The organism is Arthrobacter methylotrophus, assembly GCF_039539965.1.
Taxonomy (GTDB): Bacteria; Actinomycetota; Actinomycetes; order Actinomycetales; family Micrococcaceae; genus Arthrobacter; species Arthrobacter methylotrophus.
Map to the genome: position 1 here is coordinate 1,412,500 of NZ_BAABED010000001.1, position 24,424 is coordinate 1,436,923.

23 protein-coding genes and 1 pseudogene are annotated in these 24,424 nt (G+C 62.9%); 12 read left to right on the forward strand and 12 right to left on the reverse strand.

Annotated elements, in window-relative coordinates:
- Positions 1-116 precede the first annotated feature (116 nt).
- The 5 genes from ABD884_RS06900 to ABD884_RS06920 all read left to right on the forward strand — a co-directional run bounded on the left by ABD884_RS06900 (position 117) and on the right by ABD884_RS06920 (position 4,924).
- Positions 117-311, forward strand: coding sequence for a DUF1918 domain-containing protein (locus ABD884_RS06900; RefSeq protein ID WP_081736928.1), 195 nt, complete (start codon positions 117-119; stop codon positions 309-311).
- A gap of 69 nt (positions 312-380) precedes the next feature.
- Positions 381-896: a VTT domain-containing protein gene (locus tag ABD884_RS06905; protein ID WP_345041078.1), complete on the forward strand. Its 516-nt coding sequence runs from the start codon at positions 381-383 to the stop codon at positions 894-896.
- Between the two features lie 32 nt (positions 897-928).
- Positions 929-1,732 (forward strand): thioesterase family protein, encoded by an 804-nt coding sequence (locus ABD884_RS06910; protein WP_345041083.1) that lies wholly within the window; start codon positions 929-931, stop codon positions 1,730-1,732.
- Positions 1,732-2,508 (forward strand): lipoate--protein ligase family protein, encoded by a 777-nt coding sequence (locus ABD884_RS06915; protein WP_345041088.1) that lies wholly within the window; start codon positions 1,732-1,734, stop codon positions 2,506-2,508. Before ABD884_RS06910 ends, ABD884_RS06915 begins: the two co-directional genes overlap by 1 nt.
- 103 nt (positions 2,509-2,611) lie before the next feature.
- Positions 2,612-4,924 (forward strand): FdhF/YdeP family oxidoreductase, encoded by a 2,313-nt coding sequence (locus tag ABD884_RS06920; RefSeq protein WP_345041099.1) that lies wholly within the window; start codon positions 2,612-2,614, stop codon positions 4,922-4,924.
- On the opposite strand, the gene ABD884_RS06925 is transcribed toward ABD884_RS06920, so the two are convergent.
- The 3 genes from ABD884_RS06925 to ABD884_RS06935 form a co-directional block, all read right to left on the reverse strand.
- Positions 4,921-5,559, reverse strand: coding sequence for an MBL fold metallo-hydrolase (locus tag ABD884_RS06925; RefSeq protein ID WP_345041107.1), 639 nt, complete (start codon positions 5,557-5,559; stop codon positions 4,921-4,923). The two genes, ABD884_RS06920 and ABD884_RS06925, sit on opposite strands and share 4 nt — an antisense overlap.
- A gap of 32 nt (positions 5,560-5,591) precedes the next feature.
- A complete protein-coding gene (locus ABD884_RS06930; RefSeq protein ID WP_345041113.1) occupies positions 5,592-6,677 on the reverse strand; it encodes an S-(hydroxymethyl)mycothiol dehydrogenase in 1,086 nt (361 codons plus the stop codon).
- Positions 6,678-6,774: 97 nt separating this feature from the next.
- On the reverse strand, positions 6,775-7,032 hold the full coding sequence (locus ABD884_RS06935) for a mycoredoxin (RefSeq protein ID WP_028267403.1): 258 nt from the start codon (positions 7,030-7,032) through the stop codon (positions 6,775-6,777).
- A gap of 197 nt (positions 7,033-7,229) precedes the next feature.
- Here ABD884_RS06935 and ABD884_RS06940 point away from each other — a divergent pair, with 197 nt between their 5' ends.
- A complete protein-coding gene (locus ABD884_RS06940) occupies positions 7,230-7,673 on the forward strand; it encodes a universal stress protein (RefSeq protein WP_345041120.1) in 444 nt (147 codons plus the stop codon).
- 12 nt (positions 7,674-7,685) lie between these two features.
- Positions 7,686-8,612 (forward strand): prenyltransferase/squalene oxidase repeat-containing protein, encoded by a 927-nt coding sequence (locus ABD884_RS06945; RefSeq protein WP_345041123.1) that lies wholly within the window; start codon positions 7,686-7,688, stop codon positions 8,610-8,612.
- On the opposite strand, the gene ABD884_RS06950 is transcribed toward ABD884_RS06945, so the two are convergent.
- Complete coding sequence (locus ABD884_RS06950; protein WP_345041127.1) at positions 8,609-9,568, reverse strand: 1-phosphofructokinase family hexose kinase; 960 nt, start codon at positions 9,566-9,568, stop codon at positions 8,609-8,611. The two genes, ABD884_RS06945 and ABD884_RS06950, sit on opposite strands and share 4 nt — an antisense overlap.
- A 70-nt stretch (positions 9,569-9,638) precedes the next feature.
- Between ABD884_RS06950 and ABD884_RS06955 the strand changes: the two are divergent.
- Positions 9,639-9,935: pseudogene (locus tag ABD884_RS06955) on the forward strand (inorganic phosphate transporter); the annotation flags it as partial.
- 34 nt (positions 9,936-9,969) lie between these two features.
- On the opposite strand, the gene ppsA reads toward ABD884_RS06955, so the two are convergent.
- Complete coding sequence (ppsA, locus tag ABD884_RS06960; protein WP_376955425.1) at positions 9,970-12,375, reverse strand: phosphoenolpyruvate synthase; 2,406 nt, start codon at positions 12,373-12,375, stop codon at positions 9,970-9,972.
- A 255-nt stretch (positions 12,376-12,630) separates the two neighbouring features.
- On the opposite strand from ppsA, the gene ABD884_RS06965 reads away from it, so the two are divergent.
- Positions 12,631-13,635: a zinc-dependent alcohol dehydrogenase family protein gene (locus ABD884_RS06965; RefSeq protein WP_345041139.1), complete on the forward strand. Its 1,005-nt coding sequence runs from the start codon at positions 12,631-12,633 to the stop codon at positions 13,633-13,635.
- Between the two features lie 25 nt (positions 13,636-13,660).
- On the opposite strand, the gene ABD884_RS06970 is transcribed toward ABD884_RS06965, so the two are convergent.
- Positions 13,661-14,131, reverse strand: coding sequence for a pyridoxamine 5'-phosphate oxidase family protein (locus ABD884_RS06970; protein ID WP_345041142.1), 471 nt, complete (start codon positions 14,129-14,131; stop codon positions 13,661-13,663).
- Positions 14,132-14,284: 153 nt separating this feature from the next.
- Here ABD884_RS06970 and pta point away from each other — a divergent pair, with 153 nt between their 5' ends.
- Positions 14,285-16,426, forward strand: coding sequence for a phosphate acetyltransferase (pta, locus tag ABD884_RS06975; RefSeq protein WP_345041147.1), 2,142 nt, complete (start codon positions 14,285-14,287; stop codon positions 16,424-16,426).
- Positions 16,427-16,436: 10 nt separating this feature from the next.
- On the opposite strand, the gene ABD884_RS06980 is transcribed toward pta, so the two are convergent.
- The gene (locus ABD884_RS06980; protein WP_345041151.1) at positions 16,437-16,826 is read right to left on the reverse strand and encodes a hypothetical protein; all 390 of its coding nucleotides are present in this window, start codon (positions 16,824-16,826) and stop codon (positions 16,437-16,439) included.
- Positions 16,827-17,009: 183 nt separating this feature from the next.
- On the opposite strand from ABD884_RS06980, the gene ABD884_RS06985 reads away from it, so the two are divergent.
- The gene (locus tag ABD884_RS06985) at positions 17,010-18,197 is read left to right on the forward strand and encodes an MFS transporter (protein ID WP_345041157.1); all 1,188 of its coding nucleotides are present in this window, start codon (positions 17,010-17,012) and stop codon (positions 18,195-18,197) included.
- Between the two features lie 2 nt (positions 18,198-18,199).
- On the opposite strand, the gene ABD884_RS06990 is transcribed toward ABD884_RS06985, so the two are convergent.
- The 3 genes from ABD884_RS06990 to trxB form a co-directional block, all read right to left on the reverse strand.
- Positions 18,200-19,447, reverse strand: coding sequence for an APC family permease (locus tag ABD884_RS06990; protein ID WP_345041163.1), 1,248 nt, complete (start codon positions 19,445-19,447; stop codon positions 18,200-18,202).
- 83 nt (positions 19,448-19,530) lie between these two features.
- A complete protein-coding gene (locus ABD884_RS06995) occupies positions 19,531-20,781 on the reverse strand; it encodes an Nramp family divalent metal transporter (protein WP_345041171.1) in 1,251 nt (416 codons plus the stop codon).
- A 161-nt stretch (positions 20,782-20,942) separates the two neighbouring features.
- Complete coding sequence (trxB, locus tag ABD884_RS07000; protein WP_345041176.1) at positions 20,943-21,920, reverse strand: thioredoxin-disulfide reductase; 978 nt, start codon at positions 21,918-21,920, stop codon at positions 20,943-20,945.
- 65 nt (positions 21,921-21,985) lie between these two features.
- On the opposite strand from trxB, the gene ABD884_RS07005 reads away from it, so the two are divergent.
- Positions 21,986-22,510, forward strand: a complete 525-nt coding sequence (locus ABD884_RS07005; RefSeq protein WP_345041183.1) for a GNAT family N-acetyltransferase — start codon at positions 21,986-21,988, stop codon at positions 22,508-22,510.
- 26 nt (positions 22,511-22,536) lie between these two features.
- Here ABD884_RS07005 and ABD884_RS07010 read toward each other — a convergent pair whose 3' ends face one another.
- Positions 22,537-23,133 carry a TMEM175 family protein gene (locus tag ABD884_RS07010; protein ID WP_345041198.1) on the reverse strand — a complete coding sequence of 199 codons (597 nt, stop codon included), beginning with the start codon at positions 23,131-23,133 and terminating at the stop codon, positions 22,537-22,539.
- 138 nt (positions 23,134-23,271) lie between these two features.
- Positions 23,272-24,315 carry an NAD(P)-dependent alcohol dehydrogenase gene (locus ABD884_RS07015; protein ID WP_345041203.1) on the reverse strand — a complete coding sequence of 348 codons (1,044 nt, stop codon included), beginning with the start codon at positions 24,313-24,315 and terminating at the stop codon, positions 23,272-23,274.
- Positions 24,316-24,424 lie beyond the last annotated feature (109 nt).

Here is a 24,424-nt window from a genome sequence, read left to right on the forward strand (position 1 = left end):
AATGCCAATGGCCATATTCTTGGCTGCCTTGAGGTTTCAGTTGAAACGGGAGGCTCGCCGCCAGCTGTTCCCCTCATTGGCTAAGGCTCGTAATCTGATTCTGGGAGGTGGTTCCTGTGGAAGCAGCCCAGGGAGATCGAATCATCATTCATAGCAGGACTGTCGGAGCGTCCGATCGGCACGGCGAAATCCTCGAAGTTCGCGGTGCCAACGGCGCGCCGCCCTATTTCGTGCGCTTTGACGACGGACACGAGACCGTCCTGTATCCAGGTGGCGACTTCACTGTCGATCACGCGAGAGGGACGAAATAAGCCCAGCCCTTCTTCTCTGCCGAGGTAAGGTGAGACTTACCTGTTGGGAAGACCGGGGGAGGGCAACGCGTGGAACAGATCCTCGACCTGCCCTTCGAAATGGCGCTGATGGTGCTCTTCGCGGTGGTGATGCTGCGGGTCAACGCCATGTACTGGATCGGCCGTGGCACGGCGGCGGGCATGCGACGCACCCGGGTCGCCGGTGCGTTGCGTCGCCCCAAAGCAGCCAAAGCACAGGCACTCATACAGCGCTTCGGTCCCTACGCCGTCGTACTGACTTTCCTTGCTGTCGGACTCCAAACTGCTGTCAACTTGGCCGCGGGAGCCGCGAAAATGCCACTCAGCCGGTATCTCCCGGCAGCAGCGGCGGGCTCGGCGATCTGGGCTTTCGTCTACGCGACCGTTGGACTGGCCGCCATGGAGGCGTGGCTCGCCATCATGGCCGGGTCCCCCGTGGCGGCGGTACTCCTGGTCCTCTGCATTGCCGGACTTGCCGGACTTGCCGGACTTGCCGGAGTTGCTGCCCGCCTGGTCATGCGGCGTCGACGTCGGACGGCCGTGGCGCCAGAAGATACAGTGGTCTGAGTTCCACTACCGGACCGGCGAAAGGGCAGGCTTTGAGTATTGAGCTTCCGGACCTCGCGGAAGGAAACTTCTACTACGAATCACTCGGAAACGGGCGGTTCCGCTCCACCATCCACGCCCAGGGCGCGTGGAATCCGCATGAGCAGCACATGGCTCCTGCATCGGGCATCATGGCTGATGCGCTGCTCCGCCATGATCCGCGCGACGACGTCCGCATAGCCCGCATCAGCTACGAAATCCTGGGATTGATCCCGGGAGGCGAATTCACTGTCAGTACCAGCACGCTCCGCCCCGGCAAGACAATTGAATTGATCCAGGCGGAACTCTCGGCGGTAGGCCGCGTGGCTATCCGGGCCACCGCGTGGCGCATGGCCACGAGCGACACGAGCACAGTGGCTGCCATTGAAGACCTGCCAATGCCGGCCCCGGACGAATGCAAGCCGTGGGACGGTGCGAGCGTGTGGCCCGGTGGCTACATCCGGTCCCTGGAAATGCGGATAGCAGAAGGACACCGGGCAGGCTCGGGCAAAGTCTGGATCCGTACCGAACACCCGCTGACCGCCGCGGCGGACAGCCGTGACATCGCACGGCTCGTGGGACTCGTGGACACCGCCAACGGCATCGCCGCCCGCGTTTCGCCCGGCAAGAACAGCTACATTTTCCCCAACCTCGACCTCCAGATCCACATGTACCGTGAACCCGCAGGGGAATGGCTGGGCTTGGACAACATGGTCTCCTTTGGCAGTGACGGCATCGGCCTGACGTCCACGGTGCTGCACGACGTCAGCGGCCCCTTCGGCCGCGCAGAGCAGATCCTCACGCTGAGGAAGAGCTGATGGCCGGGGAACTCCCCGGAACACAGCGCACGCTGACGGTGGTGCGCCAGGAAGAATCGCTCGGGGCCGCTGATGACCTGGACTTCGGGATCGAGCTCCTGAACCGTGCCCGTAGGGGACTGCTGGCACCCACGCTGCGGTTATACCGCCCGCGCCCCACCGTGGCTTTCGGGCAACGAGATGCCAAGCTGCCGGGATTCGAAGCCGCGTCCGAGGCTTGCCGTGACCTGGGTTTCGAACCGTTGATCCGCAAGGCAGGTGGGCGTGCCGCGGCTTACCATCGGGGCACGCTCGTGATCGACCATGTTGAGCCGCACCCCGATGCGATTGCCGGAGCCAAGGCCCGTTTTTCCTTCTTTGGCGAGCTCCTGGCAGGTGCGCTCCGTCGCGTCGGCCTGCACGCCGCCGTCGGGGAGATCCCCGGCGAGTATTGCCCCGGCGAGTTCAGTGTCCACGGCCTGGATCCGGATTTTCCGGCACATCAGATCAAACTGATCGGCACGGCGCAGAGGGTGGTCTCCGGAGGCTGGCTGTTCAGCTCGGTAATCGTCGTGGAGAACTCGGCCCCGATCCGCGAGGTCCTCACCGCGAGCTATGAAGCCCTCGGGCTGGAGTGGGATCCTGCCACCGCCGGGGCCGCCAACGACCTCCTACCGCAGCTGGACGTACCCGCGGTCGAAGAAGCCGTGGTCCAGGCTTACGCCGAATACGCGGAACTGCTCGACGGCGATTTCCAGAGCCTGCTCCCTGCGAAGGACACCAGCACGCCGTTGTAGACGGATTCCGCCAGGACTACGCTTGAGGCCACGACCACGTGGTTCCGGGCGGAGGCATCCTCCCGGGAACGGAATGTGCCGCCCTCCTGAAGCGAGGTAGAGCATGGACAAAAAACCAGCCGTTGTTCACGATTCCGACGCGGACCTCACTGTCGGTCCGCCGAAGCGATCCGCCGCGGGTTTGCCCAGCGTGGTGGAATCCCTGCCGCATTCGCTGAGCCAAATGGGTTTGTCCCGCACGTGGAAGTCGCTGCGGGCGGTGAACCAGAAGGACGGCTTCGACTGCATGGGCTGCGCCTGGCCGGACCCTCCGGAGCGGAAGCTGGCCGAGTTTTGCGAGAACGGTGCGAAAGCAGTCGGGTGGGAGGCGGATCCGCTCAAGGTTCCGTCCAATTTCTGGGACGAGAACGACGTCGATTCCCTCGCCCAGCGCTCCGAATACTGGCTGGGACAGCAGGGCAGGCTCGTGGAACCCGTCTACAAACCAGCAGGTTCGAGCCACTACCGTCCCATCAGTTGGGACAATGCGTTCCGGATTGTGGCCCGGGAACTGAACGCGCTGGAATCGCCGGACGAAGCCACCTTCTATACGAGTGGACGGACCAGCAATGAAGCCGCGTTTGTCTACCAACTCTTCGTCCGCGCCTTCGGAACCAACAACCTTCCCGATTGCTCCAACATGTGCCATGAGTCCACCGGGCTCGCGCTCGGCGAGACCTTGGGCGTGGGAAAGTCCGCCGTCAGCTACACGGACTTTGCCAAGGCGGATTTGATCATCATCATGGGCCAGAACCCCGGGACCTGCCATCCCCGGATGCTCACCGCCCTGGAAGAGGCGAAGTTGGCCGGAGCCAGCATTGTGGCGGTGAACCCGCTCCCGGAGGCCGGACTCATCAACTTCAAGAACCCGCAACGGCCCCGTGGATTGCTGGGCAAGGGAACAGACTTGGCGGACCAGTTCCTGCAGATCCGCCTCGCCGGCGACATGGCGTTGCTTCAAGCCGTGTCCAAACGGGTCTTGGAAGCAGAGACGGCGGCACCGGGGGCGGTGCTGGATCACGCGTTCATCGAGGAGCACTGCCAAGGGCTCGCAGAATTCCGGGCCCACATCGAAAACCTGGACGAGCAGGACGTCTTGGCCGCAACGGGCTTGAACACCGAAGAGATCGACGAGCTTGCCTCCCGCTACCTGCGCTCGGAGAAGGTCATCATTACCTGGGCCATGGGCCTCACGCAGCACAAGAAAGCCGTCGCGACCATCAAGGAGATCGTCAATCTGCTCCTGCTCCGCGGGAACATCGGCAAACCCGGTGCGGGCCCGTCGCCCATCCGCGGCCACAGCAACGTCCAAGGCGACCGCACCATGGGCATTTGGGAAAAGATGCCCGAACCGTTCCTCAACGCCTTGCAGCAGGAGTTCGGCTTTGACCTACCCCGGCGGCCCGGCGTCGATTCCGTGGACAGCATCCGCGGCATGCGGGACGGGAAGATCAAAGTCCTGGTGGCACTCGGTGGAAATCTCGTCCACGCGATGTCGGACACGACGGCGGTCGAGGCCGCCGTCCGTAAAACCCGCTTGTCCGTGCAGATTTCCACCAAGCTCAACCGTTCCCACGCAGTGGTGGGTGAACAAGCGATGATCTTGCCGACAATGGGCCGGACGGAAATCGACCGGCAGGCCGGCGGCGAGCAGTTTGTCACCGTGGAAGACACGGTCTGCGCGGTACACCGCTCGGCGGGACGGTTGGAGCCGATCTCCGACAAGGTCTTGTCCGAAGTGGCGATCGTGTGCCGCATGGCCGGCACGGTACTCGGCGACAAAGTCCCGGTTGACTGGCAAGGTTTTGAGGCGAACTACGATTCCGTGCGCGAGCACATTTCCCATGTGGTGCCCGGCTTCGAGAACTTCAACCAAAAGGCCCGGAGCCGCGACGGTTTCGTCCTGCCGCACGGTCCCCGGGACGAGCGGAGGTTCCCCACAACCACCGGGAAAGCGATGTTCACGGTCAACGACCTCGAGACCATCCAGGTCCCCCAGGGGCGACTCCTGCTCCAGACCGTGCGCTCCCACGACCAATTCAATACGACCACCTACAGCATGAATGACCGCTACCGGGGCGTGAAGAAGGGCCGCATGGTGCTCTTTGCGCATCACGACGACCTGGCTGAACTGGGCCTTGCCGACGGCGGCTACGTGGACGTACACAGCGAAGCCGACGACGGCGTAGACAGAGTCCTGCGTCGGCTGCGGTTGATCGCGTACCCCACGGCCCGAGGATGTGTGACCGCGTATTACCCCGAAGCGAATGTCCTTGTCCCCTTGGATTCGACAGCCGAGGGCAGTAACACTCCTGCGTCCAAGTCAGTGGTGGTGCGGCTGGAACCAGCCGCACCACCGGAGCTTGGCGCGGGCTAGTGGCCGCGGGCGATCCACTCTTCGAGGTGGGGTGCTTCGGCTCCAACCGTGGTGGAGTCGCCGTGGCCGGTCAAGACGATGGTCTCTTCCGGCAATGTGAGGATCTTGGCGCGGATGGATTCGATGATGGTCGGGAAATCGCTGTAGGAACGCCCGGTTGCACCCGGTCCGCCCTGAAACAGCGTGTCACCACTGAACAGTATTCCGGAATGATCGGTTCCTTGGCTCTCCAGGTGGAAAGACACGGAACCGGGCGAGTGGCCCGGGGTGTGAATGGCCTTCAGCCGGGTATCCGCGATCTCGAAGTTCTCGCCCTCGGTGATCTCGGCGTCGGGTTCTGCCTCCGGGTAGACTGCCTTCCACAGCATCCAGTCGTCGCGGTGCAAGTGGATGGGCGCATGGACCAGGTCCCGGAAGGCGCCCGCGGAACGGATGTGGTCGTCGTGTCCATGCGTGAGCAGAATGGCCTTGACCTTGCGGTCGCCGATCACCTCGACAATGGCCGCCGGCTGGTGCGCGGGATCGATCACGATGCACTCGGAATCGTCCCCGACGATCCACACGTTGTTGTCCACATCCCATGTGCCGCCGTCCAGTGAGAACGTCCCGGAGGTGACCACGCGTTCAACGCGCACACTTGTGGTCCCGTGGGACACAGCCTCGCCCGTCACAGTTCCACCACCGATCGGAGGACAGAACCGGAGTGCATCTTGTCGAAAGCCTCTTCGATGTCTTCGATACCGATTCGCTCCGTGACGAAGGCATCAAGATCGAGCTTGCCCTGCCGGTAGAGGCTGACGAGCATGGGGAAATCGCGGGAAGGCAGGCAATCGCCGTACCACGAGGACTTCAGGGAGCCGCCCCGGCCGAAGACGTCCAGCAACGGGAGTTCGAGCGTCATGTCCGGCGTCGGGACCCCCACCAGCACCACAGTGCCGGCGAGGTCGCGGGCGTAGAAGGCCTGCTTGTAGGTTTCGGGGCGGCCGACGGCGTCGATTACCACATCCGCGCCAAAACCGCCGGTGAGTTCGCGGATCTGTTCCACGGGGTCGCCCTGGGAGGAGTCCACCACGTGGGTGGCCCCGAGTTCGCGCGCACGCTCCAGTTTCTTGACATCAATATCGACCGCGATGACGGTGGTGGCCCCAGCCAAGGCAGCGCCGGCGATGGCGGCCACACCCACTCCGCCGCAACCGATAACGGCCACCGAATCGCCGCGCTTCACGCCTCCCGTGTTGATCGCGGCACCGAGCCCGGCCATCACGCCGCAGCCGAGCAGGCCGACGGCGGCAGCATCGGCGTCGGGATCAACCTTGGTGCATTGCCCCGCGGCGACGAGTGTCTTCTCCGCGAAAGCGCCGATTCCCAGGGCGGGGGAGAGGACGGTGCCATCCTCAAGGGTCATCTTTTGCGTGGCATTGTGGGTGTTGAAACAGTACTGTGCCTGTCCGCGCTTGCAGGCACGGCACGTGCCACAGACTGCGCGCCAATTCAAGATGACGCGGTCTCCGGGAACGATGTCCGTGACGTCCGGGCCGACGGCGCTCACAACGCCGGTTGCTTCATGGCCGAGAAGGAAAGGAAAATCGTCGCTGATGCCGCCCAACTTGTAATGCAGGTCGGTGTGGCACACCCCGCTGGTCAGGATGTCAACCAAGGCTTCGCCGGGGCCAGGATCTGGAACAAGAATTGTTTCCAGCGTTACGGGTGCGCCCTTCGAACGGACAATTGCGCCCCTGACTGCATGGACCATGGATAATTCCCCTTTGAGGTTTGTGGGCGGGGGACGCGGTGCCGCGTCCTATCTCCCATCTGTCTATCACACGACGCGCTCTGAAATCGCGGGGATCTCAGGCAGCGAGACGGGCCTCGACTTCGGCCGCCGAGGGGTTGGTGGCCGCAGTGCCGTCCGGAAAAAGGACCGTGGGAACCGTCTGGTTACCGCCGTTCAGTTTCTCCACGAGTTCGGCAGTACCTTCGACCTCTTCGATGTTGACCTCGGTGTAACCGATGCCCTTGGCGTCCAGCTGCTTCTTGAGTCGGTTGCAGTAACCGCACCAAGTGGTCGAGAACATGGTGATGGTGCCGGATTCGGGGGTGAAGTCCACGGATTTCTCCTGTCGTCTTTGTTATGAGCTACTCGCATCAACGGTAACCCGCGGGGCGCTATTCCTTCGCGCGTACGTGTCACATGACACCCACCGTCGATAGCACTTCCGATGTGAAGTGACTTTAGGCCCTGCAAGACAGTCCGGAATGCCGTCAGGCTAGAACCAGCAGTTCCTCTTCCCGGCAGGAGTAAGTCATGGACCAAGGAGTATCCACAGGCAAGATCGTGGTTGGAGTCGACGGATCTCCCGCTTCAATTGAGGCCCTTAAGCACGCTCGGAGTATTGCCGTGCCGTTAGGGGCCCAGGTGGTCGCCGTGGCGTGCTGGATGTTCCCGCAGGTCTACGGCGGATACGTAGCCCCCGACGTCGAGGACTACGAGAAGGAGGCCCAAGGAATACTTGAGGAATCCTTGGCACGGGCGTTCGGCCCGGCTCTCCCCGGAAACGTCACCTCGCGCCTCGTCTGCGGTCCAGCCCGGGATCTGCTCATCGACGCCAGCAAGGATGCCGACATGCTCGTTGTCGGCCGACGGGGCCATGGTGGATTTGCCGGTCTGTTGCTCGGCTCGGTCAGTTCTGCCTGCGTGGCCCACGCCCTTTGCCCCGTCCTGGTAGTTCATGCCCCCGAGAACGGTTGATTGGGCGCGGGTATGAACCTTCCTGGGCACCCAGAGCTGGTCACGTGGTTGCTCGAAGGAGATCCGGCACTGAGGTGGCAGGTATTGGAAGACCTCACCGATGCTTCAGATGCCGAGGTTTCGACTGAACGGCAGCGCGTCGCATGGGAGGGCTGGGGCGCGCGTCTCCTCGCCGAGCACGACGAGGCCGGCACGTGGGCGCAGGGACTCTACCTCCCTAAATGGACGTCCACGACGTACACGCTTCTACTTCTTCAACGGCTCGGGCTCGCACCTGGAAACATCCAAGCCTTGGCTGGCTGCAAGCGACTCTGGGATGGCGCCAGGTACACCGACGGAGGCCTCAACCTGGTTTACCGTTCCCCGGAAACTTGCGTGACCGGGATGCTGGTCCTGCTGGGCTCATACTTCGGTTACCAGGACCAGCGGATCGATGCAGCCGTGTCTTGGCTGCTCCGGGATCAGCTGTCCGACGGCGGATGGAACTGCCAAGCCAGACGGAAAGGCTCCCGTCACGGCTCCTTCCACTCGACTATCACCGTCCTTGAAGCCCTCCTTGCCTATCGGCGTTCGGGAGGTGCGGTACTTGTGGAGGCCGCGGCCGACTGCGCAGAGGAGTTCTTCCTCCGCCATCACCTGTACCGGTCCCATAGAACCGGGGAGGTCGCGAATGAGGAGTTCCTCCGCTTCCCGTTCCCTCCCCAATGGCATTTCGATATTCTCCGTGGACTCGAATACTTCAGAGCCTGCGGCAATACACTGGACCCGCGCCTTGCGGACGCAGTGGAACAGGTCCGCCTGGCGCGCCGTCCGGACGGCACCTGGAAGCGTTATCGCCCGTACCCAGGATTCCGCTGGTTCCCCCTTGAAGAACCCGGGGCAAGTCGCATCACGAGTTTGCGGTGTCTCCGGGTGCTGCGCTGGTGGGATGCGCGCTAAGACACGGCGGCGAGTTCTTCCTCCAAACGTTCGACGTCTTTCCGGTGGCACAGTTCTGTTGCCGGGGTCATCGCGGCTGCGCTTCCCGCGGCGAGGGCAGACCTGAAAGCGGCCTCAACCGGGCACCCCTGCGCCAAGCGCAGAACGAGGGCTCCGAGAAAACTATCACCGGCTCCGACGGTGCTGAGCACTCGCACTGACGGCACGGGCAAGCGGATGACCCCTTCCTTGGACGCGAGAATCGCTCCGGCGTCGCCCAGTGTCAGAGCGACATACTCCGCCGATCCGCTGGCCACCAGTGCCGAGGCCGCCTCGATCTGGTTCCGTTCGCCCTCGAGCGGTGCGCCGAAATGTTCGCCCAACTCACGCTTGCTGGGTTTGACGAGAAAGACGCCCTCGGCAAGCACTTCGGCGAGCGGTTGTCCCGAGGTATCCACAACGAATCGCGCACCGCCCTTGCGGACGAGACGGGCGAGCTGCGCATAGAAATCCTCCGGCACTCCCGGCGGAAGGCTACCGCTGGCCACCACGTATCCGCCCGGCGAGATCGACCGGCCCACAAGCTGCAGGCAGGTGCGCCATTCGTCTTCGCTGAGCTCTGCGCCCTCAAGCACGAAACGGAATTGGTTCCCGGTCGAATTCTCATCAACGGTGAAGTTTTGCCGGGTGCTCCCCTTGATCGGGATGACCAGGGAAGGGACTTGCTCACCTTCCATCAGCCGTCGGTAGGCTTCCCCCGGAGGACCGCCTGCGGTGTACACGGCCAAGACCTGCCCCCCGAGCCGCTGGATTACGCGGGCAACGTTTACGCCACCGCCGCCCGGATCGAGGCGGCTAGTGCCGCACCGCAGCTTATGACCGCTGTAGACCCGATCCGTTGACGTGCTGACGTCCAGAGCAGGATTCATGGTGACAGTGAGGATCGGTTTCGCGCCCGATGGCTGGGAGGCTTCCATAAGACCCAGCATAGGAGACTGCGATCTTGTTCGATCCCCTCGTAGCGTCAGGGTCGAAAGGCCCTTGACCGCTATACCCATCGCCACGGGCGCCATCAAGCCAAAGATCGCCGTGGCCCTGGCCGCACTTCTCAACCTCGTCGGTGCTTTCCATTCGACGGAAGTCGCTAAGACCATCTCCGGCAGCTTGATTCGTGAGAGGTCCGGCGGCATCAGGATCACCCGGAAATCATCTTCGCATGCATTGTTCGGCGGCCTTATCGGCGCAGCAGTCGTAGGCATGGGTCTTGGAGCGGTGGACTTCGATGCCCTGACCGCCAAGGTCATTCTCCCCGCGGTGTTTCCCCCGGTGATTGCAGCAAAAGTCGTCAAGTTGCCCAAGAATGGCAAGCCCCGGGTGGTCAGGACCCGGGAGTGATCGCCTGGACAGTGATCGCCTCAGCCGCTGCAATGCGCGGGAGCGTGCGAAGGAAGCTATCCGGGTTGAGCGATATGGAATCAATTCCTTCGGCAACCAAGAACTCAGCAAACTCCGGATAGTTGCTGGGACCTTGCCCGCATATTCCTATCCTGATGCCGGACGCGTGCGCCTTGCGGATAACCTCCCGAATCATGGCCATCACGGCCTCATTCCGTTCGTCAAACAGGGCAGCCAATTGGGCAGAGTCGCGGTCAACGCCCAGGACCAGCTGTGTGAGGTCGTTGGATCCTATGGAGAATCCGTCGAACCGGGTGGCAAACTGCTCAGCCAGGATGACGTTTGAGGGGATTTCGCACATCATGTAGATCTGAAGCCCGTTTTCTCCCCGGACCAAACCGTTCTCTGCCATCACAGCCAAGACGCGGTCTGCTTCATCCACCGTCCGGCAGAACGGCACCATCACCATGGCATTTTTGAAACCGCAGTGTTCGCGGAGCCTCTTGATTGCCCCGCACTCAAGATCGAAGCCGGCTCGGTATTTTGGATGATAGTAGCGGGACGCGCCGCGGAAGCCGATCATGGGATTCGCTTCCGCTTGCTCGAATGCGGAGCCTCCGATCAGGTGTGCGTATTCATTGGTCTTGAAGTCGCTCAACCTCACGATCACTGGTGCGGGGTAGAACGGTGCAGCAAGCTTGGCAAGCCCGCGCGCGAGGGTGTCCACGAAGTATTCCGCCGGGTCGTTGTAACCCTTCGCCAATTCAGCAACGGCCCGGCGTTCCTCGACGCTGGTGATTCGCCCAGGAAACGCTGCTGCCATCGGGTGAATCCGGACCATGTCATTGATGACAAATTCCATGCGTGCCAGGCCGATACCCCGTGCGGGCAGGCGCCACCATTTGAATGCCGCCGAAGGGCTCGCGATGGTCAGCATGACGTCGGTTCGTGTGGGTGGAAGAGAGCCGAGGTCCACTTCCTCCGTGGTGCTTGCCAAAATCCCGTCGTAGACATGCCCGGTGTCGCCGTCAGCGCACGACACGGTGACCGATTGTCCGTCCTCGATGACGGACGTCGCGCTGGAAGTCCCCACGACAGCCGTGATACCGAGTTCGCGGCTCACAATGGCCGCGTGGCTGGTCGCTCCACCCCGGTCCGTAATAATGGCGCGGGCGCGTTTCATGACGGGCACCCAGTCTGGATCGGTTTGTTCCGTAACCAGCACGGCGCCGTCGATGAAACGGTCGATGTCCGAGGCTTGCCTGATGACGCAGGCTGGTCCTGAGGAGATGGAGTCGCCGATGGCTGCGCCTTCGACCAGAAGACGTCCCTGCCCCGTTAGATGGTGTGTCACCAGCAGTGTGCTGCTCTTGCGGGCCTGAACCGTCTCCGGCCTGGCTTGGACTATGAAAAGTTCGCCGGATTCTCCGTCCTTGGCCCATTCCATGTCCATGGGACATCCATAATGGTTCTCAATCCGGACTGCCCACCGCGCAAGTTGGACGATGTCCTGGTCTTGCAGGACAAATGCTTGTTGCTCGGATTCGGTGTTGTCCACCATTACTGTCCCGCCATCGTCGCCGGTCCGGTAGACCAGCTTCTGCAGCTTGGTGCCTTTGGTCTTTTCGATGACAGGCGAGAGCGTAGGGGAGGCAAGCAGGGGCTTGAATACGCCGTACTTGTCAGGGTTGACCGTACCTTGGACCACGGTCTCGCCCAGTCCCCAGTTGGCACTGATCACGGCTGCGCGCGGAAAACCGGTTTCGGTGTCGAGCGAGAACATGACGCCCGACGCTCCGATATCGGACCGGACCATCAGTTGGACGCCGACGGAAAGTGCCACGCCGGATTCGCCAAAATTCATCAGTTCGCGGTAGGTGATTGCACGGTCTGTAAACAATGACGCAAAGCAGCGCAAACACGCATCCAGCAATTGTTGTTCGCCCCTCACATTGAGGAAAGTTTCCTGCTGACCGGCGAAACTGGCATCCGGAAGGTCTTCCGCCGTCGCGCTGCTTCGGACCGCGACGGCGGGATCGTGACGACCCGCGCGCGCAGCCAGTTCGCGGTATTTTGCTCGAATGCCCTCCTCAAGATCAGGGGGAATCTTCCCGTCGAGAACCATGGAGCGCATGGCCGCGCCGGTGCTTCTTAGGCTCAGCGTCCCTTCCTGATAGTCCGAGGCAACCTTTGATAGCCGCGGCCCCAGTTGGTTCCATGACAGGAAATTCCGAAATGCGGCAGCGGTGGTCGCGAACCCGTCCGGGACCCTGATTCCCTCGCTGGCCAGGGCATGGATCATTTCTCCCGACGAGGCATTCTTTCCACCGACTTCCGGGACATCCGTGGCTCTCACGTCCTCCAGCCAGACCACGCTGCGTGCATCCATCATGATTTCTCCTTGATACATTTCGGAAATTCGTCTCAGGAAGCCGTGATCTATGAGTGACGCGGAGGTCAGCATCGAGACTGGCTTCGGCAAGGACCGCTGGCCGGGAGGGGGTGTTCCCGGACATTTCGAGTCAACACCCGGGGATGGTTGTCGGCTAGGGGACAAAGACACCATCGTGGAGCCGTGGGGGACCTTGGGCCCTACCCGCCGCGGAGCCCCTGGGAACAAACTGACGGAAAAGAGGAGGCATCAATGCGCGCGTGGTGGGTGGGCCAACCGGGCCCGATTGATTCAATGCCACTTGTATGGGGTGAGCGTCCGGATCCAGTACCGGCACCGGGAGAGTTGCTGGTCCGAGTCCATATGTGCGGGGTATGCCGGACTGATCTTCACCTGGCCGAGGGCGACCTCATGCCACGGCGCCCCAACGTGATCCCCGGCCACGAAGCGGTCGGCACCGTCCTCGAAGCGGGGGAAGGCTGTAAAAGGTTCGGGCCCGGCGACAGGGTTGGCGTAGCCTGGCTCGGGAAGAGTTGCGGATCCTGCCGGTATTGCCTTCGTGGAGACGAGAATCTGTGCATCTCGCCCACGTTTACCGGATGGGACCGAGATGGCGGATACGCGGAGCGGCTGACCGTGGCGGAAGACTTCGCATACGCCATCCCGCCGGTCTTTACCGACGAGCAAGCAGCCCCTTTGTTGTGTTCAGGGATCATCGGGTATTGCGCTCTCAAGCGGGCAGCCGTTCCACAAGGCGGACGCTTGGGCATTTATGGTTTCGGCGGATCGGCCCACCTCACCGCGCAGATCGCACGTCACCAGGGTGCGTCGGTGTATGTGATGACCAGATCGGCGTCGGCCCGTTCATTGGCGCGCGAACTGGGAGCCGTGTTTGTCGGCGGCCCCTACGACAGCCCACCCGATCCGCTGGATTCCGCGATCCTGTTCGCCCCGGTCGGGGAGCTCGTGCCGGCGGCCTTGCAGGCTTTGGATCGGGGAGGAACCTTGGCCGTGGCAGGAATCCATCTCAGCGACATTCCTGCGCTCAACTACCAACGGGACCTCTTCAACGAGAGGCAGCTGCTCAGCGTCACAGCGAACACCCGGGAAGACGGCGATGAATTCCTGGCTTTGGCTGCAGAGATTCCGCTGGCCCCGACCACAACCATCTATCCGATGGCCGCGGCCGACAAGGCCTTGAAGGACTTGTCCATCGACCGCATCACCGGATCAGCTGTGCTCGACATGTTGCGCTGACTACTGTTGCGCTGACTACATGGGTTTATTCCATACCAGCGCGGGTTGCCTCGTCGAGCGGAGAGGTCCATCTCATGGGCTGGGTCAGCGTGAATCGCCGTCCCGTCACCGATTCCGGGACGATTCTGATCAAATAGTCCTTCCCGATCCCTTGCCACGGGAACAAAGAGCGGCTGATTGAATCAAGGGCTGGTCCCGGCGATGTCTCCTTCTGGGCCTTTCCTCTGACGACGACGCTCCACGCCACGCCGAACTCGGCACTCACGCTGTCGGCTTCCAAAGCGACGGTGGAATCGGCGTCGATGGCTTCCTGCTTGGTGCCTGTCCCCGTCCGGAACACGAGGGATTCGCCATCCACCTTGTAGTTCACGGGGAAGATATCCGGATGGCCGTCCACGGTGAGCGCCAGGCGCCCCACTGATGTTTCGGCGAGCAGCCTCCAGCACTCCTGAGGCTCAAGGATGTCCGCCGTTGGGATGTTGTCTTTGCTAGTCATGCTGCCCATGCTAGGGCGTTGTTCCGACGGGCAACTAGGGCACAAGGACCCGATTCATTTTCGCCCGACGAAATGACCTTTGGCACTGGCCAACCGTGAGGATACGGGCGATCCTGACCACAGCCGATTCAGCGAGGACAGGGGACAGACCGTATGGTCACTGGGATTTACGTGAGCGCTGTTGCGCCGGAATCAGGCAAATCACTGGTTTGCCTGGGACTGGCCGACACCCTGCATCGCCATGCCGACAGGATCGGCTTCTTCCGCCCGATTGTCGAGGGCATCGACGCCGACCACGATCCGATGATTCTCATGCTTCGGCAGATGTACGGGCTCGACCCATCCGTCTGCCTGGGTGGGGTTACCCTCTCAGCCGCCCTTGGCATGCTGGGAGCCGGCAAAGGCGACGAGATATTCGGGGATGCCGTCGTGAAATACGGCCAGATCGCGAAGCAATGTGATGTAGTGATCGTCGATGGCTCAGACCTGAGGGGACACGACGCGGCCGCCGAATTCGACCTGAATGCCCGGCTGGCCAACAATCTGGGATTGCCAGTACTGGCGGTGGTGGGCGCCAAGGGTTTGTCCCCGGACGAAGCCGCGGACGCCGTCGACGTGGCTCGCAAGCAGCTGGCCTCGATGCACTGCTCTCTGCTGTCTGTCATGGTCAATCGGGCCGACGCCGGTGCCGTCGGCGACATTCATGCCGCGTTGCGCCCGGGCGCCAGCAGGCGCCCCGTCTACGTCATCCCGGAAATCGCAGAAATTTCGCGGCCCACGGTAGGCGACGTAGCGGCCGCCCTTCGCCTCGGCCAAGTGGCCGGCAGCACCGAGCTTGACCGCGACGTCGGTCAGGTCATGGTGGCCGCCATGACCGTGGGAAATTTCCTGAGTGGGCTCGGCGCAGGGGACTTGGTGATTGTGCCCGGAGACAGGGCAGACGTGATGGTTGCATGTTTGGCGTCTGCCTTGTCACCTCAATTTCCCACGCCCAGCGCCATGATCCTGACCGAAGGTTTGGCCGCTGACGCCAATGTTCGTCCGCTGCTCAACCATGCCCCGTTTCCGATATTCGCCAGCGACAAGGGCACGTACACCACGGCACACCTGGTCGCCGGGGTGCGCAGCGAAATCCATGCAAGCCAGCACCGCAAAGTGGCTGCGGCACTCGGCGCATGGGCCCGCTGCGTTGACGAGGCCGAGGTTTTGGAGAGGTTGTCCTTGCCTAGACCGACCACCATCACGCCTTTACGTTTCCTGCACGAACTCATCGAACGGGCCCGCGTGCAGAAGCGCAGGATCGTCTTGACCGAAGGGGAGGACGCCAGGGTGCTCCGTGCCGCTGAACTGCTGCACCGGCGGGACGTCTGCGAGCTGATCATCCTGGGGAACAAAGCCGCCGTGGATGGGTTGGCCGCGGCCCAGGGGATCGATCTTGACGGGTTGGCCGTTGTGGACCCGGCAACGTCAGGCCTGCGGGAGCGTTTCGCGGAGGAGTACCAGCGACTGCGGGCGCACAAGGGAATGGGCTTGGCGCGCGCCCGGGAAATCATGATGGAGGGTGCCTACTTTGGCACCATGATGGTTCAACTGGGTGAGGCAGACGGGATGGTTTCCGGAGCTTCGCACACCACGGCGAACACCATCCGTCCGGCGTTGGAATTCGTGAAGACCCGCGACGGAGTCCGCACAGTGTCATCCGTATTCTTCATGCTCTTCCCGGACCGTGTCCTGGTTTACGGGGACTGCGCCGTCATTCCGGAACCGACAGAATGGCAGCTTGCCGACATTGCGATCGCATCTGCGGACACCGCTTCACAATTTGGCGTGGAGCCCAGGGTAGCCATGCTGTCCTATTCCACGGGAGGTTCGGGCGCGGGCGGCGCAGTGGAGAAAGTGCGCCGCGCTACTGACTTGGTCAGGGCAGCCCGGCCGGACCTTCCCATTGAAGGGCCAATCCAGTACGACGCCGCCGTCGATGCGGCCATTGCCAACTTCAAACTGCCCGCATCCGCCGTGGCCGGCCAAGCAACGGTGTTCATCTTCCCCGACCTGAACACCGGCAACAACACCTACAAGGCGGTGGAACAGTCCTCGGGGGCGGTCGCCGTCGGGCCCATCCTGCAGGGTCTTCGCAAGCCAATCAATGATCTCTCCCGAGGTTCAACGGTGGAAGACATCATTAACACGGTTGCCATCACAGCGATACAGTCCCAGACGGTGAGCGCCAGCCCGGAGCCACCGTCCGCGCACGTCCCAAGAGATGAAATCGGCGCGCGGCTCCATGGGACCTGAGTGTCCGGTCCTAGAGCGACTCTTCGACGGCGACCCCGGACTGGAACTCCCGGCCGTCCGCTTCGCTGAAGGCCGTCATCACGTGTCCTTTGCCGAGACCGTTGATCGCCGAGAGGGGGAAGTTGCCCGTAATGGTGTTTCCGGAGTGCTCAACGCCCTTGAGGTCGTAGTTCTCTTCGGCGCTTTGGTCGTGGTTAAAGGAGAAGAAGGCGATTGGCTCCCCGTTCATGAACTCGATTCCCAGTCTTCGTTGAGAGGAATAGTCCGGACTCGCCGCTACGAGGCCCACAACGAAGGCGCCGGAACCAGGGATGTTGCCCTCGATCTCGAACTTGGCCACCAGCGTGGCTTCCGTGGCGGTGATGCTGGCCTGCTTCAGGAGTGCGTCATGGGTGCTCATGGCTCAATCCTGCTCTGTGCGACTCCTGCCGTCCAGCCCTGATTCTGGTTTTGTCGGAGCCGTGGCGTTAGACGGAATTGATCGCACACCAGGCCATAATCGGCGCTGACCAGCCGGGAGACGTGCTGATCGAGGTAATGATGGGGCCTCCTTCACCGGCCGGAAGGCTTCTACGGTTGAGGCATGAAGCGTTTGCTCGTTCCGTCCGCCGCGCTGTTGTGGGGCCTCCAGTTCGCCTTCCTCAACCCAGCACTGGCGCTCCTGCTGGTGGCCCTGTTCAATGCGAGCCCGGCCGAAGTGGGCTGGGTGCTGGCGGTCTACAACGCCAGCGGCTTCGTGTCTTCGCTGCTGTTGCCGGCTTACGCGGACCGTGCAATGGATTACCTGCGGCCCTTGCTTGCTTGCGGAGTTCTGACCCTGGTCTTGGCCGCAGTCTTGGCGGTGAGCACTTCGCTGCCGATCGCCGTCGTGGGCTTGATAGTCCTGGGCGGTCCGGCGGGGGTGGGCAGTTCGCTCCTGTTCGCGCATCTCAAGCATTCAGGTGCAGGGACTGCAGATGTCGTGAACACGCGCGCCATTGTCTCCTTCGCCTGGGTGGCGGGGCCGCCCCTGGCGACGTTCATCATGGGCGGCCTGGGCAATCGCGCGATCTTGCTTGCCCTCGGAGCAGTTGCGGTGCTCAATGTGGCGACGACGGCCGCCATGATTTCCCGGCGGCGGTCGGTCCCCGTCGAGACCCGTCCCCGGGCCGACGCCGACGGCGGGCAACTGTTCTCAAAAACGGGTGTCGCCGCCGTCGTCAGCTTTATCGCGCTGCAGGCCACCAACAGTGCCGCAGTGTCCATCATGGGCCTGTTCGTGACTCGAGGGCTCGGCGTGGATGTCATCTGGGCGGGGATCGCGCTCGGCGTCTCGGCCGCGCTTGAGATTCCTGCGCTCTTCCTCATCGGCCGGGTATCCCGGCGCTTCTCCAGCCGGGCCCTTATTGCTTCCGGATGCGTGGCCGGATTCGCGTACTACGCAGCCATGGCCTTTGTCTCCAACCCTGCCACCCTCATTGCGCTGCAGATGCTGAACGCCTGGTTCTTCGGGATTGTGGCCGGTGTGGGGTTGACGTTGTTCCAGCGGCTCATTCCCCGTCCGGGCCTTGCCTCCGGCCTGTACACCAATACACGGCGCGTCGGCGCTATCGTGTCAGGTCCCGTTATCGCCCTAGGGTCGACGACGGCGATCGGTTACCAGGGGGTGTTTGCCACCTGTGCCGCGCTCACCGTCCTGGCGCTGCTTGTCATGGTGTTGGCAGGCCGGGAGCCCCGGCGGGTGCCCCAGAGAGAGCTCCTCGCCACGACGGCCCCGAAAAGCGGGTTTTGAAGTTAGCGATTGATCCTGACCGCGCGCAGGATGATTCCGACGGCGAACATGGCGACGCCGAGGCCGGCTGAGAGCGGCGGGAGAGTCGCTACCAGGACGACGCAAGCCAAGGCCCCGAACGCTTGGAGTGCCTTGGGGTACTTGCGGTCTTCGGCCGGCTGGGTGAACGCAGCAATATTTGCGACCAGATAGTAGATGAGCACCCCGAAAGAGGAGAAGCCGATCGCGCCGCGCAAATCCGCGACCGTTACGATCATGCAGATCACGACGGCCAGGGCGACTTCGGCCCTGTGCGGGACCCGATAGCGGGGATGGACGGCCGCGAGCCAGCGCGGCAGATCGTGGTGCCGGGCCATGGCGAGCGTGGTTCGTCCCAAGCCCGCGATGAGTGCCAGCAGGGCACCCAATGCTGCTACTGCGGCGCCTGCGCGGACCACGGGGACGGCCCACGGCAGGGAACCGGTTCCGACCGCAACGGCGAGTGGTGTTGGCGTGCCTGCCACGCCGTCCGGACCCAGAGCCGCGAGAAGGGTTACGGCAATGACGGCGTAGAGAACCACCGTGATTCCCAATGCGATCCCGATGGCGCGCGGGATGGCGCGTCGGGGATCGCGGACTTCTTCCCCCATGGTTGCGATCCTTGCGTAACCGGCGAAGGCGAAGAACAGCAAACCGGACGATTGGAGAATCCCGTACCAGCCATGTGCCAGCAGCCCGTCGCCGAGAATGTTGCCTGGTGCGGGAGAGGAACCTCCCCAGCAGGCTGCGACAGCAATGGCGAGGGCCACCAGCACGGCGAGAACCAGAACGCGGGTCAGGCCCGCGGTCCGGGTGACGCCGTGGTAATTCACCACGGCGAGGACGACGACGGCGGCGATCGCCACGGGTCGTTCCCACCCCGCCGGCGCGGCATAGGCAGCGAAGGTCATGGCCATGGCCGCGGCACTGGCCGTCTTGCCGATCACGAAGCCCCACCCGGCCACGAATCCGGCCCACGGTCCCAGCCGCTCGCGACCGTAAATGTATGTTCCGCCCGACGTCGGGTAGACGGCGGCGAGCTGGGCGGACGACGTCGCGTTGCAGAAGGCCACCGCGGCCGCGACGACGAGGCCGAGCAACAGCCCCGAGCCTGCGGCGGCAGCTGCCGGAGTGAAGGCCGCGAAGACGCCGGCGCCAATCATGGAGCCCAGCCCGATGACTACTGCGTCAAAGGTACCCAGCCGGCGGGCCAGGGCTTGGGGGTTGCTCATGGGGGTTCTCCTTCAGCGTTCTCACCAAGCTTAAGTCCTGCGGTCCCATGGAATGCGCAGCGGATTCGGGCGGCTGGATGCGCCTAGGATTTCCCCGTGACTGTCAGGATGATGAGGACACAATTGAGGCCCACAATGAGTGCCGCGCTGGTCCATCCGGCAATCTTCAATGCCGTTGAATCGGTGTGGATGCCCATGATCTCGCGCTTTCCGGTGAGCCGGATCAACGGAATCAAGGCGAAGGGAATGCCGAAGCTCAACAGAACCTGGCTCAGCACGAGTGCAAGGGTGGGTTCTATGCCCGCGCCGAGAATGACCAAGGCCGGGACCAAAGTGACCACCCGGCGGATCACCAACGGTACGCGGATCTTGAGGAGGCCACCCATGACTGTTGCTCCGGCGTAGCATCCAACGGATGTTGAAGCCAGTCCCGAGGCCAGCAAACCGACGCCGAAGGCCACGCCGATGACCGGGCCAAGCGCCGAAGTGACTGCCGCATGTGCCCCTGCGATGGTGTCGGTTCCCTCGACTCCCCGCAAGCTGGACGCGGCCAAGAGGAGCATGGCGATGTTCACTGCCCCGGCCAGTGCCAAGGCCCCCACGACGTCCACGCGCGTTGTCTTGATGAGCCTTGTCCGCACGGCTGGATCGTCCGAGAAGCCATGTCTGTCACGTGCAAGGGCCGAGTGCAGGTAGATGGCATGCGGCATGACCGTGGCGCCGAGCATGCCTGCAGCGAGGAGGATGGTATCCGTACCTTCGAAACGCGGCACCAAACCTGCCAAGACACCCCCGGTCTCCGGAGGATTGACGAAAAGCCCCGAAACGAAACCGATGGCGATGACCGCCAGAAGCATCATGATCGCGTATTCGAAGGACTTCTGTCCGCGTGAGGACTGCAGCCCCAACAGCACCATGGACGCCAGCCCGATGATGGCCCCGCCCATGAGGAGGGGCAGTCCGAAGAGGAGGTTGAGGGCCACGGCGCCGCCAATGACTTCTGCCATGTCGGTAGCCCCGGCAACCACCTCAGCCTGAACCCAGTACAGCCTGCGACGGCGGGTTCCCAGCCTTTTGCCGAGGAGTTCCGGAAGGCTGTGCCCGGTGGCCAAGCCCAGTTTTGCCGACTGGTACTGCACCAGGACCGCCATGATGTTTGCTGCAACCAAGACCCACACGAGCAGGTAGCCGTAGTTCGCGCCGGCCGTCAGGTTTGCCGCGACGTTTCCCGGATCCACGTATGCGATCGCGGCCACGAAAGCCGGCCCCAACAAGAGCAGCCGGGACCGCCATCGGGACTTGACCGCTAGTTGCTCGACAATCGTTGTAGCCATGGTTTCCTCAACATCGGGGATGTGCACATGATGAGGATACCGTTAAGTTAGGCGTGCCGAAAACAAGGTTTTAGGAAGACCGTAGTATGCCCCGCCCAACTAACTCGCACTTGTGGTCGTTTTCGGGGCTGAGAACGACAACAAGTGCGAGTTAGTTGGGTTCAGGCGTGGGTAGGTTCTTCGACCAGCGCGGTGGCGATGCTGTCGGCATCCTCGAGGGCGGCGAGATATCGCTCGGCGTCCAGGGCCGCGGCGCATCCCGTGCCGGCCGCTGTAATGGCTTGACGGTAGCGATGGTCCACCGCGTCTCCACAGGCGAAGACTCCGGAGAGGTTGGTAACGGTGGTCGGGGAGTCGACTTTGATGTAACCCTCGGCATCGAGCTCCACCTGCCCCGCAACAAGAGACGTGCGGGGGACATGTCCAATGGCAACGAATATGCCCGTAGCCGCATGCTCGCGCGTTTCACCGGTGCGCGTGTCCGTCAACGTCAGGCCAGTGACCTTGGGGTCGCCGTGAATGGCGCTGACGACCGAATTCCATGCGAAGCGGATTTTCGGATTGTCCTTGGCCCGCTGGGCCATGATCCGGGAGGCTCGGAGCTCTCCTTTTCGCACGACGACGGTCACCGTCTTCGCGAAGCGCGTCAGGAACGTCGCTTCTTCCATGGCCGAGTCTCCGCCGCCCACCACGACAATGTCCTGTTCGCGGAAGAAGAAGCCATCGCATGTGGCGCACCACGACACGCCGTGTCCGCTGAGCTTTTTCTCCTCTGGCAGGCCGAGTTCCTTATAGGCAGAGCCTGTCGCGATGATCACGGCCGGTGCTTCATGGGTGTCGCCCGATCCGGTGACCACGCGCTTGAGGTGCCCGGCCAAGTGGACTTCCGTGGCGTCGTCGAACACTATCTTGGCGCCGAAGCGCCCGGCTTGCTCCTGCAGCCCGTCCATGAGGTCTGGGCCCTGGATGCCGGCGGGGAAACCGGGGAAATTCTCCACCTCGGTGGTGTTCATCAGCGCACCGCCGGCGGTGACCGATCCGGCAAGGACCAAGGGGCTCAGACCCGCCCGGGCGGCGTAGATCGCGGCGGTGTACCCGGCAGGTCCGGATCCAATGATGATTAGCTGTTTTTTGCTCATAGACAAGTGCAACAAGGACGAGGACTTCAATCAAGGGCTCGTCAATCCAAGCGCATAATGGGTGAATGTTCACCGAAGCGGAAGCCGAAGCCGTCCTGATCCGGCCCATGAAGCTGGACGATTGGCCCGAGGTCAGCGCGATCTTTATGGAGGGCATCGAGACCGGGCAGGCTACGTTCGAAGCGGCCGTCCCGGAGTGGGAACAATTCAACACAGGCCGCCTCCCGGATCATCGCTTCGTTGCCGAACTGGCGGGCAAGGTGCTGGGGTGGACGGCGGTTTCGGCGATATCGGCCCGCCCGGCATATGCCGGCGTCGTCGAACACTCCGTGTATGTCGCCGGGTCTGCGCGCGGACAGGGCATTGGAAGCCTGCTCCTGAAAGCTCTGGCAGCATCCACCGAGCGGCATGGCATCTGGACCATCCAGTCCAGCATTTTCCCCGAAAACCAGGCCAGTATCCGTCTTCATCTGGCCCATGGCTTCAAGATCGTCGGCCGACGCGAACGCATCGCACGCATGAGCGCCGGGCTGCTGGCCGGCCAATGGCGCGACACCTTCCTGCTTGAGCGCCGCTCATCCCTGCTTTGATTTCAGAACCTGCGGGTCCCAGTCCGCTACCCGGGCGGCCCCTGCTGCGCACGGATGACAAAATGCTCAACCCGACGGTCCGGAACCAACCAGATCAGCGCCACCACCGTGTACGTAGCGACGGCGAGCAGCGGCTGAACGAAGCAGAGGCCAAGCCCGGCAAGGTAGATCAGGGGCGAGGTCTTGCCCTTCCAGTCCCGGCCAAGCGCCTGAGCCAGCGCACCTTGCCTGCCCTGCTGACGGATCAACGACTGCTGCAGGACGAAGTAGGCAACTGCGGCGCAGAGCAGGTTGAACCCATAGGCCAACACCGGGACTTGCGCGAAACCGGACTCATCCATCCATCGGGTGCTGAACGGGAAGAGGGACAGCCAAAACAACAAGTGCAGGTTCGCCCAAAGGATCGCTCCGTTGACCCGATCGGCCAAGTGGATCATGTGGTGGTGGTTGTTCCAGTAGATCCCGACGTAGACGAAGCTGAGCAGGTAGCTAAGGAAAGTGGGGAGAACACTGAGGAGGCCATTCCAGCTCGGTTCCGGCGGCACGCGCAGCTCAAGCACCATGATGGTGATGACGATCGCGAGGACGCCGTCGCTGAATGCCTCGAGCCGGTTCTTGTTCATTGGGTTGCCTTCATGAGCACATCATCGTTGGTCCGGCCTAGAGTCGCCAGACGGTACTCCAAGGGCCGCCGCGCTCCGGATCCGAATGACCCTGGCCCGAAATGACCCTGTCCCGAAGCGCAGCGGCGAAGCTTCGGCTTAGCCCAGCGTGGACACGTCAATGACGAAGCGGTACCGCACATCGGAGGCGAGCACCCGCTCGTAGGCGCCGTTGATCTTGTCGGCCGGGATGACCTCGATCTCGGCGCCAATCCCATGTTCGGCGCAGAAATCGAGCATTTCCTGGGTCTCCCGGATGCCCCCGATCGCGGATCCGGCGAAGGACCGCCGTCCCGTGATGAGCGAGAAAACGTTGACCGGGAGTGGTTCCGCCGGGGCCCCCACGTTCACCAGCGCGCCGTCGAGCGTCAGCAACTGAAGGTAGGAGCTGATGTCGATGGGGGCGCTGACGGTGTTGATGATCAGGTCAAAGGTTCGCGCGAGCTTTTCGAAAGTGGCCGGCTCGCTCGTAGCGAAGTACTGGTCAGCGCCCAGTCGCAGGCCGTCTTCCATTTTCTTCAGCGATTGGGACAACACCGTGACGTCGGCGCCCATGGCGTGTGCGAGCTTGACGGCCATGTGGCCCAGCCCGCCGAGTCCGACGACGGCGACCTTCTTGCCCGGGCCGGCACCCCAATGCCGAAGCGGCGAATAGGTGGTGATGCCTGCGCACAGCAGGGGGGCGGCGGCGTCGAGCTCGATTCCTTGTGGGATGCGCACGACGAAGTCTTCCGTCACCACGACGTGCGTGGAGTAGCCGCCTTGGGTGATTGTCCCGTCGCGGTCTACGGCGCCGTAGGTCCCGGTCATGCCTTTGAGGCAGTACTGCTCCTCGCCCTTGCGGCAGTTCTTGCATTCGCGGCAGGAGTTGACCATGCAGCCGACGCCGACCTGATCGCCGATCGCGTGCTTGGTGACTTCGGAGCCGATCGCAGTGACAATTCCGGCGATTTCGTGGCCAGGGGCGAGAGGGTAGGACTGCGGTCCCCAATCGCCGCGGACGGTATGGATATCTGAATGGCAAATGCCTGCGTACTTGATCTCGATCAGCACGTCATGGGCGCCGACGTCGCGGCGCTCAATGGTGGTGGGGACGAGGGGTTCGTTCGCCGACGGGGCGGCGTAAGCGTTCACGGAAAACATGTTTCTCCTGTTGGTGGACGGAGGTTTGGTGGTCGCGGTGTCTGACGCGACGCCCCGTTGGGGGCAGCTGGCTCCGGGGTCCAGAGCGACACTATCCATCAAACAGGAG